This is a genomic window from Vicingus serpentipes (assembly GCF_007993035.1).
GTDB lineage: Bacteria > Bacteroidota > Bacteroidia > Flavobacteriales_E > Vicingaceae > Vicingus > Vicingus serpentipes.
Genome location: NZ_VOOS01000001.1, coordinates 85,930 through 99,578, shown reverse-complemented (window position 1 = coordinate 99,578; position 13,649 = coordinate 85,930). Strand labels below are relative to the sequence as shown.

General features: G+C 30.0%; 14 protein-coding genes. 5 read left to right on the top strand and 9 right to left on the bottom strand.

The features are described from left to right. Window positions 1-6: 6 nt before the first annotated feature. The 5 genes from FRY74_RS00425 to FRY74_RS00405 form a co-directional block, all read right to left on the bottom strand. The gene (locus tag FRY74_RS00425; RefSeq protein ID WP_147097542.1) at window positions 7-516 is read right to left on the bottom strand and encodes a C40 family peptidase; all 510 of its coding nucleotides are present in this window, start codon (window positions 514-516) and stop codon (window positions 7-9) included. Beyond that, window positions 517-1,101, bottom strand: a complete 585-nt coding sequence (locus tag FRY74_RS00420) for a class I SAM-dependent methyltransferase (RefSeq protein WP_147097541.1) — start codon at window positions 1,099-1,101, stop codon at window positions 517-519. It abuts the gene before it with no gap. Next, the gene (locus tag FRY74_RS00415; RefSeq protein WP_147097539.1) at window positions 1,101-4,160 is read right to left on the bottom strand and encodes a hypothetical protein; all 3,060 of its coding nucleotides are present in this window, start codon (window positions 4,158-4,160) and stop codon (window positions 1,101-1,103) included. The genes FRY74_RS00420 and FRY74_RS00415 overlap by 1 nt, the downstream gene beginning before the upstream one ends. A gap of 119 nt (window positions 4,161-4,279) precedes the next feature. Beyond that, window positions 4,280-5,143, bottom strand: coding sequence for a sigma-70 family RNA polymerase sigma factor (locus FRY74_RS00410; RefSeq protein WP_147097537.1), 864 nt, complete (start codon window positions 5,141-5,143; stop codon window positions 4,280-4,282). A gap of 191 nt (window positions 5,144-5,334) precedes the next feature. Continuing rightward, a complete protein-coding gene (locus FRY74_RS00405) occupies window positions 5,335-5,760 on the bottom strand; it encodes a hypothetical protein (RefSeq protein WP_147097535.1) in 426 nt (141 codons plus the stop codon). A 96-nt stretch (window positions 5,761-5,856) separates the two neighbouring features. Here FRY74_RS00405 and FRY74_RS00400 point away from each other — a divergent pair, with 96 nt between their 5' ends. Beyond that, a complete protein-coding gene (locus tag FRY74_RS00400) occupies window positions 5,857-6,594 on the top strand; it encodes a TerB family tellurite resistance protein (RefSeq protein WP_147097534.1) in 738 nt (245 codons plus the stop codon). A 13-nt stretch (window positions 6,595-6,607) separates the two neighbouring features. Here FRY74_RS00400 and FRY74_RS00395 read toward each other — a convergent pair whose 3' ends face one another. Further along, the gene (locus FRY74_RS00395) at window positions 6,608-6,832 is read right to left on the bottom strand and encodes a hypothetical protein (RefSeq protein ID WP_147097532.1); all 225 of its coding nucleotides are present in this window, start codon (window positions 6,830-6,832) and stop codon (window positions 6,608-6,610) included. A 123-nt stretch (window positions 6,833-6,955) separates the two neighbouring features. Between FRY74_RS00395 and FRY74_RS00390 the strand changes: the two genes are divergently transcribed. After that, window positions 6,956-7,660, top strand: a complete 705-nt coding sequence (locus FRY74_RS00390; RefSeq protein ID WP_170227908.1) for a rhomboid family intramembrane serine protease — start codon at window positions 6,956-6,958, stop codon at window positions 7,658-7,660. Here FRY74_RS00390 and FRY74_RS00385 read toward each other — a convergent pair. Further along, on the bottom strand, window positions 7,657-8,271 hold the full coding sequence (locus tag FRY74_RS00385) for a thioredoxin family protein (RefSeq protein WP_147097528.1): 615 nt from the start codon (window positions 8,269-8,271) through the stop codon (window positions 7,657-7,659). The two genes, FRY74_RS00390 and FRY74_RS00385, sit on opposite strands and share 4 nt — an antisense overlap. A gap of 69 nt (window positions 8,272-8,340) precedes the next feature. Here FRY74_RS00385 and mnmD point away from each other — a divergent pair, with 69 nt between their 5' ends. Together mnmD and FRY74_RS00375 are read left to right on the top strand one after the other, a co-directional pair. Further along, on the top strand, window positions 8,341-9,000 hold the full coding sequence (gene mnmD, locus FRY74_RS00380) for a tRNA (5-methylaminomethyl-2-thiouridine)(34)-methyltransferase MnmD (protein WP_147097526.1): 660 nt from the start codon (window positions 8,341-8,343) through the stop codon (window positions 8,998-9,000). A gap of 4 nt (window positions 9,001-9,004) precedes the next feature. Next, a complete protein-coding gene (locus FRY74_RS00375; protein WP_147097524.1) occupies window positions 9,005-9,496 on the top strand; it encodes a YkgJ family cysteine cluster protein in 492 nt (163 codons plus the stop codon). 9 nt (window positions 9,497-9,505) lie between these two features. Here the strand turns inward: FRY74_RS00375 and FRY74_RS00370 are convergent, their stop codons facing one another. Both FRY74_RS00370 and FRY74_RS00365 read right to left on the bottom strand, forming a co-directional pair. Beyond that, window positions 9,506-9,709, bottom strand: a complete 204-nt coding sequence (locus FRY74_RS00370) for a YwbE family protein (RefSeq protein ID WP_147097522.1) — start codon at window positions 9,707-9,709, stop codon at window positions 9,506-9,508. A 3-nt stretch (window positions 9,710-9,712) separates the two neighbouring features. Next, complete coding sequence (locus FRY74_RS00365; RefSeq protein WP_147097520.1) at window positions 9,713-12,253, bottom strand: putative LPS assembly protein LptD; 2,541 nt, start codon at window positions 12,251-12,253, stop codon at window positions 9,713-9,715. Window positions 12,254-12,420: 167 nt separating this feature from the next. Between FRY74_RS00365 and FRY74_RS00360 the strand changes: the two genes are divergently transcribed. Continuing rightward, a complete protein-coding gene (locus tag FRY74_RS00360) occupies window positions 12,421-13,578 on the top strand; it encodes an N-acetylmuramoyl-L-alanine amidase family protein (RefSeq protein WP_170227907.1) in 1,158 nt (385 codons plus the stop codon). Window positions 13,579-13,649 lie beyond the last annotated feature (71 nt).

Sequence of the window (13,649 nt, the reverse complement as noted above, 5' to 3'; positions counted from 1 at the left end):
TGTTAATTAAGGAATTCTACCTGCTGTAAAATAATATTTTTGATAATATTTTTCATTTAAGTTACTGATAGTAACTCCTTTGTGAACAGAAGAGTGGACAAAATAACCATCTTTTAGAAAAATACCAATGTGAGATATTTGCTTTTTATTTATTTTAAAGAAAAGCAAGTCACCTTCCTTTAGTTGATTTTGATCAGTTATTTCTTTTGTTTGAGCATATATATAGCTTGAACTTCCGTTTAGTTTTAGGTTGTAAATTTTGCTGTAAATATTTTTTATTAAACTAGAGCAATCTATTCCTTTTTTAGTATTTCCAGCATATTTATAAGGAGTATTCATCCAATTATAGGCCTCGTCATATAATAAGTGATAATTGCATGAATCAATCTCAATACCATTTTCACAATAAAAATTCTCTGGATCTTCTTCTAAAATGTAAGTTACTTGAGCTAACAGGTTAAAAAATGTTAAGCAAGTTAAGCTAATAGTAAGAGAATATTTAAATAGTTGTAACACTTATTTTTTTGACAGATTAATAAAAAGTTCTTTATCCATTCGAGGAGAAATTGAATTGTATGCAATATCCATTATATTTATATCAAAATATGGCGAAAAATATTTTAAATATTCATCTTTATTCCCTCCAAAAGGAGGTTTGTCGTCATTAAGTTTATCATTAAATAAAAGACCTACTAATTTGCCATTTTCATTTAGTAATTCAAACATATGCTTGGCATATTTACTTCTTAAATTTGGAGTAATTGCACAAAAAAATGTTTGTTCAATAATTAAATCATATTTGCTTATATGGTTGAAGAAATCGTCACAAATTAAATGGTCACTAGAAATTGAGGGTATTCTTTTTTTTAGATTATCTAAAGCAATATGAGAGAAGTCAATAACAGATAGATTATTAAACCCACTATTATAAAGATATTCAGCTTCATAAGCGTTACCACAACCAGGTATTAGAATTTTTAAGTTTTTGTTTTGAAGTTGATCAATATATTCTTTAAGAGGTGGCGAAATATATCCAATATCCCATCCTTGATCTTTTTTTTTGTATTTATTATTCCAATAATTTGCATTAAGATTTACCATTATTTTTTCTGTATTTTTTTATTTGAATTACAATCACCTTTAGAGTCTCCATGAGCTTGATGAGCAGGCCAAGCAGATTGAGGTATTTGAATAGTTTGAGGATTGTCAGGATTTCCAGGTGGAATGTGGCATATTGTTATTTTGTTAATTTCTTCCTCTTCAACTTCTTCACAATCACCTAATACATCTCCATGAGCTTGATGAGCAGGCCAAGCAGATTGAGGTATTTGAATAGCTTGAGGATTGTCAGGATTTCCAGGTGGAATGTGGCATATTGTTATTTTGTTACTTTCTTCCTCTTCAATTTCTAAACAATCACCTAATACATCTCCATGAGCTTGATGAGCAGGCCAAGCAGATTGAGATATTTGAATAGTTTGAGGATTGTCAGGGTTTCCAGGTGGAATGTGGCATATCGTTATTTTGTTACTTTCTTCCTCTTCAATTTCTTCACAATCACCTAATACATCACCGTGAGCTTGATGAGTAGGCCATTCAGGTTTAGGAATTGATAAATTTGATTTAAGACCAGTTTGAGGGTCTTTATGACAAATATCTATGTATTTAATTTCTCTTGGGCAAAGACCTTTTGTATCACCATGAGAGTAATGAGAAAGCCAGTCAGATTCGTTGATAAGAATGTTTGTTTTTAGACCTGAATCAGGATCTTTATGACAAATTTGAATTTGTTTATCATTAATAATAATAGGGCAATCACCTAATACATCACCGTGAGCTTGATGAGTAGGCCATTCAGGTTTAGGAATTGATAAATTTGATTTAAGACCAGTTTGAGGGTCTTTATGACAAATATCTATGTATTTAATTTCTCTTGGGCAAAGACCTTTTGTATCACCATGAGAGTAATGAGAAAGCCAGTCAGATTCGTTGATAAGAATGTTTGTTTTTAGACCTGAATCAGGATCTTTATGACAAATTTGAATTTGTTTATCATTAATAATAATAGGGCAATCACCTAATACATCACCGTGAGCTTGATGAGTAGGCCATTCAGGTTTAGGAATTGATAAATTTGATTTAAGACCAGTTTGAGGGTCTTTATGACAAATATCTATGTATTTAATTTCTCTTGGGCAAAGACCTTTTGTATCACCATGAGAGTAATGAGAAAGCCAGTCAGATTCGTTGATAAGAATGTTTGTTTTTAGACCTGAATCAGGATCTTTATGACAAATTTGAATTTGTTTATCATTAATAATAATAGGGCAATCACCTAATACATCACCGTGAGCTTGATGAGTAGGCCATTCAGGTTTAGGAATTGATAAATTTGATTTAAGACCAGTTTGAGGGTCTTTATGACAAATATCTATGTATTTAATTTCTCTTGGGCAAAGACCTTTTGTATCACCATGAGAGTAATGAGAAAGCCAGTCAGATTCGTTGATAAGAATGTTTGTTTTTAGACCTGAATCAGGATCTTTATGACAAATTTGAATTTGTTTATCATTAATAATAATAGGGCAATCACCTAATACATCACCGTGAGCTTGATGAGTAGGCCATTCAGGTTTAGGAATTGATAAATTTGATTTAAGACCAGTTTGAGGGTCTTTATGACAAATATTTATGTATTTAATTTCTCTTGGGCAAAGACCTTTGGTGTCACCATGAGAGTAATGAGAAAGCCAGTCAGATTCGTTGATAAGAATGTTTGTTTTTAGACCTGAATCAGGATCTTTATGACAAATTTGAATTTGTTTATCATTAATAATAATAGGACAATCACCTAATACATCACCATGAGCTTGATGAGTAGGCCATTCAGATTCTTTAATTTTAATGGAATTAGATGTGCCATCATTGCTTTTATGGCAAATAGAAATTTCTTTTTCGTTATTACAAGATAGTTGAATAAATTCTGTATCGCTTAAACCATCATTAATAGCTGTTATTTTAAAATTATTAATGCCTGGGTTTAAATTTAAAGTAGCATTTAGAGTATTGTTACTTGCTTGATAATAATATAAATATGATGGAACTTTTTGTTCGTTTTGTAAAAATTCGATATTATTTTCATTTAAGATGTTATCAATCATTACTTCAAACTGAACAGAACAATTTCCTATGAATGTTGTTTGTGTTGGATTGATAATATTTATTACAGGAGATTTTGGTATAGAGGGAGTTGGATTTTCAGTAGGGGCTTCTGTAATTGGTGTTGTAGGATATGGGGTAGTATATGTCGGAGGTGGAATGTAAGTTTCCGTTTCATAATGATTTCTTTTTATCAAATTAAAAATGAACCCAATAGAAGTATAATGATATATGTCTTTGATAAAAGCAGGATCTCTTGAAGGTTGATATACTTGGCCATCAAAATAATCTGTTTGCGGTAATGAAATTTTATGTTCGAATGCAATTGTAAAAAAAGGAGCAACTCTAACACCAATACCTAATCCAATTGTTGGTGTGAAAGCAAATGATTTTGAGTTTGGGTTACTAAAGTTTGACTCATAAGTGCCATCTCTTAAATTAGTAAGTTGATTTTTTATATCAGATTTAGTAGTTAATTCAATGGTAGAATAATCATAAAGGTTTCCAGTCTGATTAAGCTGATCTGTTTCAGTAATATAATCAGAAACTCCACCACCTAAAAATAAATAAAATAAAATTCCATGTTGGGAATAGAGTTTATTAAATTTAAGTATTGCTTCAAAAGCAAGTTCGTTAAAGGTTGTTCGATTGTTTAGGAATAAAGGTAAGTTTGAATAATCACTACTTATATTATTTATGCCATTTATAGTATTGTTTGAAATTGAACCACTATGAATTTGATATTCATCACCATATGTCCTGCCTCTTAAAAATTGCCCCCTCATCGAGACCCCAAAAAAGCTATATGAATTTTCAATTACAGCATATTCTATTGTTGCACCATATCCTAAGCCAAAAAGGTTTGTTGAAATATCTGTAGATTGAAAAGTTGTACCAATATTTAATCCAAATTTTACTCTCCCAGTTTCGTAGGTATTTTGTTGTGCGTAAAATATATTTATACAAAAAAGAAATATAAATGCAGTAATTAATTTTTTCATAGAAGTTTACTTATAATTCTCTAGCTAGAGCCCAATTAAAATTTAATAATGAATTTTAAATATATAAAAAAAAACACCTTGATTAATCAAGGTGTTCGTATCTATTTATTAAATTTTTTTTATAAATATGTTTGAAGATTATTTGTTCTTGACAATCTTCTCATTCTTCTAAGACCACGCTCTTTTATTTGTCTAATACGTTCTCTTGTTAATCCAAAATGATTTCCAATTTCCTCTAAAGTCATTTCTTTTCGTCCACTTAAGCCATAGAATAATCTTATAACTTCAGCTTCCATCCCTTTTAAATAAGATAAAGTACGCTCAATGTCAGTAGAAAGAGACTCATGAATTAAAGAATCATTAGGAGCAGGTGTTCCATCGCTTTCAATAACGCTAATTAAACTATTGTTATCGTCATCATTTGCCATAGGAGCATCTAAGGAAGCTTGTTTTTTAGACATTTTTCTAGAGTTTTGAACTTTCTCTAAATCCATATCTAATAATTCAGATAATTCCTCATCAGTAGGTTCACGTTCCATTGTTTGTTCAAATTCACTAGATGCTTTATTAATCTTTTGAATTTCACCTAAACGGTTATGAGGTAAACGAATTGTTCTAGAATTATCAGCAGCAGCTTTTAAGATACTTTGTCTAATCCACCATACAGCATAAGAAATAAATTTAAACCCCTTGGTATGATCATATCTTTTTGCAGCTTCAATTAAGCCTAAGTTACCTTCGTTAATTAAATCTTCTAAAGTAAGTCCCGTATTTTGGTATTGCTTAGCAACACTGATAACGAAACGTAAGTTAGCTCTAACCAATTTGTTTAAAGCATAATCGTCACCATCTTTAATTTTTTGTGCTAATTCTACCTCCTCATCAGCAGTAATCATCCCTTCTCTTGAAACCTCTTGAAGATATTTCTCCAAAGATTTACTCTCTCTCTTGGTGATTTGCTGTGTAATTTTTAGTTGTCTCATGTTTGTTGTTGTCTATAAAGTTTTGATACCTTTTAATTATCAAAAACCATGCAAAACTTTTTTTATTTGTAATTATTCTAAATTAGTTTCTTTATTAACGTAGATCTTTTAATAATGTTGCCTTTTTAACTCTTTTTTAATGTTAATTTTTTGTTAATGATTAAATTAATTCATCACTAAACTTAAAAAGGTTAGCTTATTTTTTTTATGACCGTTTTATCATCGGTAAATATTGTTTTCCAATTTTTGTCAAAAACTTTCGAGATATACCGTGAATAAAGCTTAAGACGCACATTTTTGTTTTTACTTTTTTCTTTTTCGCTTTGTTCACCGGTAAATTCAAATGAATTTACATTAGGGTGTTCGCTTTTATATAAACGAACAATTTCAACAATGGTTGCCATAACCTGGTAAACTTCACCTTTATTAGTAATGCTATATTCTTCACCCTCGTATTCTTCATTAGTAACACCAAAAACAATTGTTGCATTTAGTATATTGTCTTGTTTTCGTCCAAAACGAACTTCGTAGTTCACTTCATTGTCGGTTGTAAACGAATAGATAGTGCCGCTTTTTATTGTTGGGGGAATTATTTTGAATGTTTTGATAGCTGACATAATTGCAGCCGCGAAGATTTAAAATTTTTATTAATTAAAAAAATAAAATTTACATGAAATCAGTTTTATTACATTTGAGGTAAAAATCTTATTTAAATGGCAAAGTTTGGAAAATGGATAGGTAGTGGTTTAGGTTGGGCTTTTGGCGGCCCTATAGGAGCATTGGTTGGATTTGCGGTTGGTTCAGCAATAGATACTGCATTTATAAATGGAGATGAGCCGACAACTGCATATCAAAGGCATAAAAGAACGAAACCTGGAGATTTTGGAGTTAGTCTTTTAGTATTGATAGCTGCGGTAATGAAAGCTGATGGAAAGGTTGTAAAGTCTGAGCTTGATTATGTGAAAAAATACTTTCTTAAACAGTTTGGATCTGAACAAACTCAAGAACATTTATTGGCATTACGTGAAATTTTAAAGAAAGATATACCATTACAAGATGTCTGCCTACAAATAAAAGCTTACACAATGTATCCTGCTAGGCTTCAGTTATTACATCTTTTGTTTGGAGTAGCTTCTGTAGATGGAGAAATACATTCTACTGAGTTGAATATAATTAATCAAATTGCAAGTTATTTAGGTATAAGAGCAAATGATTATGTATCTATAAAAGCAATGTTCTTTAAAGAAGTTGATAGTGATTATAAAATTTTAGAAATAGATAAAAATTCTACTGATGAAGATGTTAAAAAGGCTTATCGAAGAATGGCAGTTAAATATCATCCTGATAAAGTAAGCCATTTAGGAGAAGAGTTTCAGAAAGGGGCAAAAGAAAAATTTCAAAAAGTTCAAGAAGCTTTTACAAATATTAAAAAGCAAAGAGGAATGAAGTAAAAAGATTAGTTAATTAATCTTTTTTTCTATTGTTAGGTAATGCAGAACTTTTAATACTTGTAGAATCAGTATTTGCAGTTTTTGTAGCATTTATTGAAAACATTTTAAATAAGTTATAGTCGTATTTTGTTTTTGTAATTTTTTTATCTTGAGTAGACTCATTTTCTCCATTAGCAGAAAAACCTTGTATAGTTAGTAAACTAAATAATAGGGTGATTAAAAAAGCTTGAGTCTTCATAAACAATTTAATTTTTTCAAAAATATAAAACTTTTCGTCTAAAATTATAATTGTTAATATAATTTAACATAATTATAACTGACATAATAACAATGGTATAGAAATAGCATATCTATAATTGATTTGAATAAACAAGAAAAAAATAAAATTTTAAACGCAATTTTTTTTCCATCACTTTTTGTCTTGGTTATTAGTGTTGTCCATGCATTGCAGTATTTTTTAAATTATAATTGGTTTCATTATGGCATATACCCTTTAAGGGTTGAAAATTTATCAGGTATCATTTTGTCAGTTTTTATTCATGGTGATTTTAACCATTTATTTAATAATGCTATCCCTTTATTAATATTAGGTACATCATTATTTTATTTTTATAAAGAAGTAGCTTTAAAAGTTATTGTGTGGATTATTTTAATGGGAGGAGTGTGGACTTGGATTTCCGCTCGAGAAGCCTATCATACAGGAGCAAGTGGATTGATTTATGGGTTATTTGCTTTTTTAATGATTAGCGGATTTATTAGAAGGAATACTCAATTAATATCTTTATCATTTTTTGTTGTGTTAGTATATGGAAGTATGGTTTGGGGAATTTTTCCAATAAAACTTAACATTTCTTTTGAGGCACATTTTTGGGGTTTTATTTCTGGAATTGTCCTAGCAGTTTATTATAGAAAGCAAGGGCCTCAAAAAGTAGTTTATGAATGGCCAGAAGAGGAAGGGGAGAACGAGGAAAACGCTTATTGGAAAATAAATCAACCACCAAAACAATCTAAAAGAGAAATAAACTACATTTTTAAGCCTAAAGAAGATGTTGAAGAGAAAAGTTAGATACTAATACACTCTTTGTTTAGCCAAGATTTTAAAAGTAATATCATTTCTCTTTGCAAGGTTTGACCTTTGTCTTTCGTGTACCAAATTTGAAATTGTTCTTTTAATTCACTCATTTCCATTGTGGGGTTAGCTTTTTCTTTGTGTAACCAATCTTGAAGAAATTTAGGGCGTGGTCCCCAAGTGCCTAGTTCGTTTAACTTTTCATCTAGGCAAATTAGTTTAGGAATTGATTTTCCTCCATTCGTTAAATATTGGTCCATTAATTCAGGATTTTCATCGCGTAAAACAATTTTTAATGAAATATTAGGGTTGGTTTCTGCAATTTTTGCTAATACTGGTAGATTTTGAGCAGCATCACCACACCAACTTTCAGATAAAACAATCCATGTTAATTTGTCGTTTAGACAATCAACTGTATTTAATACTTCAGAAGAAGGAATTGTTGTCTTAAAAACTCTCTTCATCCTGCTGTAATTCAATTTAGTGTAATCAATAAAAGCTTTACTTTTGTCATTACCAGTTGTTCCTCCTTCTTGTACCAATTTTTCAATCAGGTTAAAATATTCTTCGTAGGAAATACTTTTGTCTAAATCTGTTTGCGTAACCATAATCAATTATTTTTGTGTAAAATTATTTAATACTAATAACAATAGACATTATTATAGTAAAATCCTTACATGAAAATTGAGATTAAATTAACTGATGATAATTCGCATACACTATTTGTTCCAGATCTAAATGAAACTTATCATTCTAAGCATGGGGCAATTCAAGAATCAATGCATGTATTTGTAAATGCAGGATTAGGTTATTTTAATCAAGATAAATTAACTGTCTTGGAGGTCGGTTTTGGAACGGGGTTAAATGCTATATTGTCAAGCGTTTTTGCTTTGGAGAATGCTGTTTTAGTCGATTATACGGGTGTAGAAGCTTATCCAATAAATAATGAGATTACGCAACAATTAAACTATGCTAACTTAATAGAAGGTGTATCAGAAGAGCAGTTTTTAAACCTTCATTATTTAAGGTGGAATGAAAAAACTAAGATTTCAAATTATTTTAGCTTAACAAAGCTGAATAAATCTATTAAAGATTTCGAACTAGATAATAACTTTGATGTTGTTTTTTTTGATGCTTTTGGTCCAAATGTTCAACCTGAGATGTGGGATAAATCAATATTTGAAAATCTTTTCAATTCATTAAAAGAAAACGGCGTATTGGTAACCTATTGTGCAAAAGGAAGTGTGAAGAGAACTTTAAAGGAAGTTGGCTTTACGATAGAAAATTTACCTGGTCCTCCAGGTAAAAGAGAAATGACAAGAGCTATAAAATATTGATTTTATGAAAGAAGAATTAAGATCTAAATTAGAGAAAGGAGAGAGGAATAAAGCTGAAAATCAATTGGTATCTAAAAAGCTTAAGAAAAGTAAACCCAAAAGTTTAGATATTATCACCCATAATGCGCATGATGAAGTATTTGAAAAAATAAATTGTTTGGATTGTGCCAACTGCTGTAAAACTACAAGTCCAACATTTTATGAAAGAGATATTGATCGTTTAGCCAAGCATTTAAAAATAAAACCTTCCGCATTTATTGCTCAATACTTATTAAAAGATGATGTAGGAGATTATGTTTTGAAAGAAGCACCATGTCCTTTTTTAGATTATGAAAATTATTGTATGGTTTATGAGAGTAGGCCTACTGCATGTAGAGAGTACCCACATACAAACAGAAAAAGATTTTACCAAATACTAGATTTGTCGATAAAAAATACACAGATATGTCCAGCGGTTGTTGAAGTTTTTGAGAAAATAAAAGAGAATTATAAATAAGTATTATACTTATTCATCTTCTGTTAAAATATTTTTCACACGACCAACTGTGCCATCATCTAATTGAACCTTTATGCCATGTGGATGGTTGGGTGATTTAGTTAAAATTCGTTTAACAAAGCCAAAGGTTAATTCACCTGTTCGCTGATGGTGTTTTTGTACAACTTCAACTTCGATGCCTATTGATATATTTTTTCTACAAGTCCCTTCCATACTTTAGAATACACTTGGTATGTTTCTACGAGTAAGTTTTAAATCTTGTAAGATAGATGATTTCACTTTTATGGTAAAAGTATAGCTTTGTCTAAAACCAATCGGGACCCATTGCATACTCATTTCCCAACAATGTAAATCTCTGTAAATATTAATTGTTGTGTAAGTGTATTTATGATTTTGAAAATCATATCCAGAAGAGAAACCTACTTTCCATTTCTTAGTTAAACTAACATCTCCAGAGAAATTTAATGTTTGTATAACTCTTTTTGAATCCTCAAATTGAGGTTTACTGTAATTTACATTATAGCCGATATTTAATGTCCAGGGAATATCAAAATCGATATAATCATCTAAGTTTGAATTGATATAAGCTAATTCTTCTTCTGTAGCAAATTTGCTTTCCTTTTCTTTTTTATGACTTGTTTTACTTCTTAAAGAAAAACTAGCAGCAAGGTTTGCGTTAGTTAATCTACCCAAGCCACCTTCTTGACTGTAATGTGATTTATTTACTCTCGTTCCGTTTGTGTCTAAAGCGTAAGGATCTATTGTACTATTAAAGTTTAAGTTTATCTTTTTAAAGATAGAAGTTCTTGCTGTTAAAGAAATATTACTCCAATTAAATGAGTCGGCAAGCATGTTGTAGTTGGTTGTTAAGCCAAGATTGTCAATTAGAGTTATTTTGCTAATTGGGTTTATGGTATCTTTTCTGTTTCTAACTTTCATTTCAAAGTTTTGTAATAAACCAAAGTTTAATAATCCAGCTTCTACTGTATTAGAAGTACCATAAATACCATCTTGAAAAATAGAATAATCATAAGTTGTATTTGAAGAATCAGTATAGCTTCTTAGTCCACTATTGTTTTCTGGAACATAGCTTAATCCAACACTGGGAGTAATTACATGACGTAAAGCTTTTATGTTTTTACTTTTAAACGAGTACATACCAAATACCTTAGTAGTCAAGTTGGCAGACATATTATAGGAATTTCCTCTAGCAAACCCATTAATTGTATCAGTGTAAACACTATTACTTGTGTCGCTCCAGTTTTTATTTATTGTTTTTAAGTACCATATTTCAGAATAATTAAATGAAGGTGTTAAACTGAAATATTTAAAAACTTTTAATGAAGTGTTAATGGGAATATTGTGTCTCATTCCATTTTTGAATTTCTCAGTAAGGTATTGAGGCTCATTGATATTAAATAGAGAATCTAACGCAGTAACTTCATTTCTTGCGCTCATTGCATAACCAAATCCAATTTTCTCGTAAAATCGTTGGCTACCAACTGTGTTTTTTCGTTTAAGCGGATAGATACGTGCCATATTTAAAGCTATGTCTGGCAAACGAACTGTAATTAACTTTGTTAAATTGTTTTGACTATGTGAGGCATTTAAATTTAAAGTAAATGGGCTGTTACCAAATCGTTTAGTGTAAGAAATACTTGAATTTGCTGTTGATGATAAATAATCATTAGAAGTAGAGTTAAAGTTGTTTGTAAAGTTAGTTGTTGTACCAAAATTTACGTTTGCAGAGAATACACTGTTTGGTCTTGCTTTAGGATCTTGATTGTGTCTCCATCTAAAAAAGAAATCTTTACGTTCACTAAAGTCAGGAAATTCTTTTTCACTGTTTTTAAATACAGAATAGGATAAATTTACATTTCCATTAAAATGATATCTGTCTTTGTAATTGGAATTAAATTTAGCACCCCAGCTACCTTTGGAATAAAAGTCTCCAGTTAATTGAGCATCAAGATGTTCGTTTACATAAAGGTAATAACCACCATTTAACATGAAAAATCCATATTGTGCACTTTCTCCTGGTTCTGGAATTACAATTCCAGAACGTTGTTTGTTACTATTTGGAAAAAAGCCAAAAGGGATAGCAAAAGGAGTAGGGGCATTTTCAATAAATAAATCAGCTGGTCCTGTTATAATTTTATCGTTGGGAATTACTTTTAGTTTTGTTGCTCCAAAATGGTAGTGAGGCTCAGCAAGGTTACAGGTCGTGTATTTTCCATTTTTAATATATAAAATGTTGTCAGGATTTTTATAGATTTTATTTCCATGTATATAGCCACCACCTTCTTGGGTTTTTACATCGGTAATCAATCCTTTTTTAGTATTGAAATTGTATTTTATTTCGTGCGCATTAAATTCTTTTGTAGCTTGTTTAAAAATAGGTTCTCCAAAATATTTTCCGGTAGAATCTTGTTTTCCTCTTGCAGTAACAACATTTGAATCTAAATCAGACTCAATTTCTTCAGCTTTTAATTCGATGTCTTCATAATAGATCTCCGATTCGCCAAACAAGAAAACTTGTTGACTTTTCATATCAAATCTTATTGAATCTGTGGCTTTGTACTTTACTTTCGATTCTAATGCATCTTTTGAAATAAATGAATCAATAGTTAACACAACTAAACTGTCAGTTCGTGTAGTATCTGTTTGAGCTACCCCCAAAGAAGGTAGTACTATAAATAATAGTATAACTACTTTGAAAAACGTTTTTAAATTATTGGTATAAATGTTGTTTTTCATCTACGGCTAAATTCTTATCAATTAAGCAAATGCTTTGTATTAAGCGATAAGAATTATTAACATTAAAGTTGTGATAAAATAGTTTTATCAGTTAAAGGGCTCAAAATTAAAAAAATAAATTTGACGATATGTTGTTACCATACTTAAACATGAATAGTTTTCAAATAATGAAACGGTTTATTTTAGTTTTTCTTGTTTTCATTAGCTTTAAAAGCTTTTCTTATAACTTTAAATTAAAAAACGAAGATTTTTTTGGAGTTAAAACAGTAGTTATAGATGCTGGACATGGAGGTCATGATGGAGGTTGTCAAGGTGCACATTCTAGCGAAAAAAATGTTGCTCTTTCTATCGCATTAAAATTAGGAGCTTATATAGAACAAAATTTTCAAGACGTAAAAGTTATCTATACTAGAAAAACTGATGTTTTTTTAGAATTGACAGAAAGAGCTCGTATTGCAAATAAAGCCAATGCAGATTTGTTTATTTGTGTTCATGCTAATGCAAATGATAATAAAGGTGCATTTGGAACTGAAACTTTTGTTATGGGGTTGCATAAATCAGAAGCTAACTTAAAAGTTGCCCAACGAGAAAACTCTTCTATACTTTTAGAGGATGATTATAAATCGAAATATGAAAATTTCGATCCTAATTCACCAGAATCATATATTACAATGACATTGATGCAGAGTGCATATTTAGAGCAGAGTTTGTTGTTAGCCTCTAAAATTCAAACTCAATTTACAGAGCGTGTTGGAAGAAAAAACAGAGGAGTAAAGCAAGCAGGTTTTTTGGTTCTACATCAAACTTCAATGCCAAGTGTATTAATAGAAACAGGATTTTTAACAAATGTTGAAGAAGAAAAGTTTTTAAATTCTGAAATCGGTCAAGATTATATGGCTTCAGCTATATTTAGAGCTTTTAAGGATTATAAAAATGAATTAGAGATAAAAATAAAGCAACCTGAAGAAGAAAAGAAGGAAGAAGTAAAAGTTGAAGAACCTATCGTGAAAGAAGAAATTAAAAAAGATAAGAAAGACAAAAAGAAAGATGATGTTGAAGAAGGCGTTGTTTTTAAAGTTCAAATAGCAACATCATCAGTGAAAACTGAATTGAAACCAGAAAATTTTAAAGGTATAGAGGGGGTAGGATTGTATGAGGCAGGAGGTTTGTATCGATATACAGTTGGGAAAGAGAAAAATTTAAATCAAGCAAATGTTTTGCAATTACAATTAAGAGGTAAAGGTTTTGAAGATGCTTTCATTGTTGCTTTTAAAGATGGTAAAAGAATTCCAATTAGTGAAGCAATTAAATTACAAGAAAATTAACTTTTAATACAAAGCCATTTTTTTGTCAAATGAATTCGTTTACCGATATTTGCAAAAGTCTCGAAATTATA

Excerpts from the sequence above, each read along its gene's own strand:
- FRY74_RS00420 (WP_147097541.1), bottom strand. The coding sequence starts at position 1,101 with ATGGTAAATCTTAATGCAAATTATTGGAATAATAAATACAAAAAAAAA.
- FRY74_RS00415 (WP_147097539.1), bottom strand. The coding sequence starts at position 4,160 with ATGAAAAAATTAATTACTGCATTTATATTTCTTTTTTGTATAAATATA.
- FRY74_RS00410 (WP_147097537.1), bottom strand. The coding sequence starts at position 5,143 with ATGAGACAACTAAAAATTACACAGCAAATCACCAAGAGAGAGAGTAAA.
- FRY74_RS00405 (WP_147097535.1), bottom strand. The coding sequence starts at position 5,760 with ATGTCAGCTATCAAAACATTCAAAATAATTCCCCCAACAATAAAAAGC.
- FRY74_RS00400 (WP_147097534.1), top strand. The coding sequence starts at position 5,857 with ATGGCAAAGTTTGGAAAATGGATAGGTAGTGGTTTAGGTTGGGCTTTT.
- FRY74_RS00395 (WP_147097532.1), bottom strand. The coding sequence starts at position 6,832 with ATGAAGACTCAAGCTTTTTTAATCACCCTATTATTTAGTTTACTAACT.
- FRY74_RS00385 (WP_147097528.1), bottom strand. The coding sequence starts at position 8,271 with ATGGTTACGCAAACAGATTTAGACAAAAGTATTTCCTACGAAGAATAT.
- mnmD (WP_147097526.1), top strand. The coding sequence starts at position 8,341 with ATGAAAATTGAGATTAAATTAACTGATGATAATTCGCATACACTATTT.
- FRY74_RS00375 (WP_147097524.1), top strand. The coding sequence starts at position 9,005 with ATGAAAGAAGAATTAAGATCTAAATTAGAGAAAGGAGAGAGGAATAAA.
- FRY74_RS00370 (WP_147097522.1), bottom strand. The coding sequence starts at position 9,709 with ATGGAAGGGACTTGTAGAAAAAATATATCAATAGGCATCGAAGTTGAA.
- FRY74_RS00365 (WP_147097520.1), bottom strand. The coding sequence starts at position 12,253 with ATGAAAAACAACATTTATACCAATAATTTAAAAACGTTTTTCAAAGTA.
- FRY74_RS00360 (WP_170227907.1), top strand. The coding sequence starts at position 12,421 with ATGAAACGGTTTATTTTAGTTTTTCTTGTTTTCATTAGCTTTAAAAGC.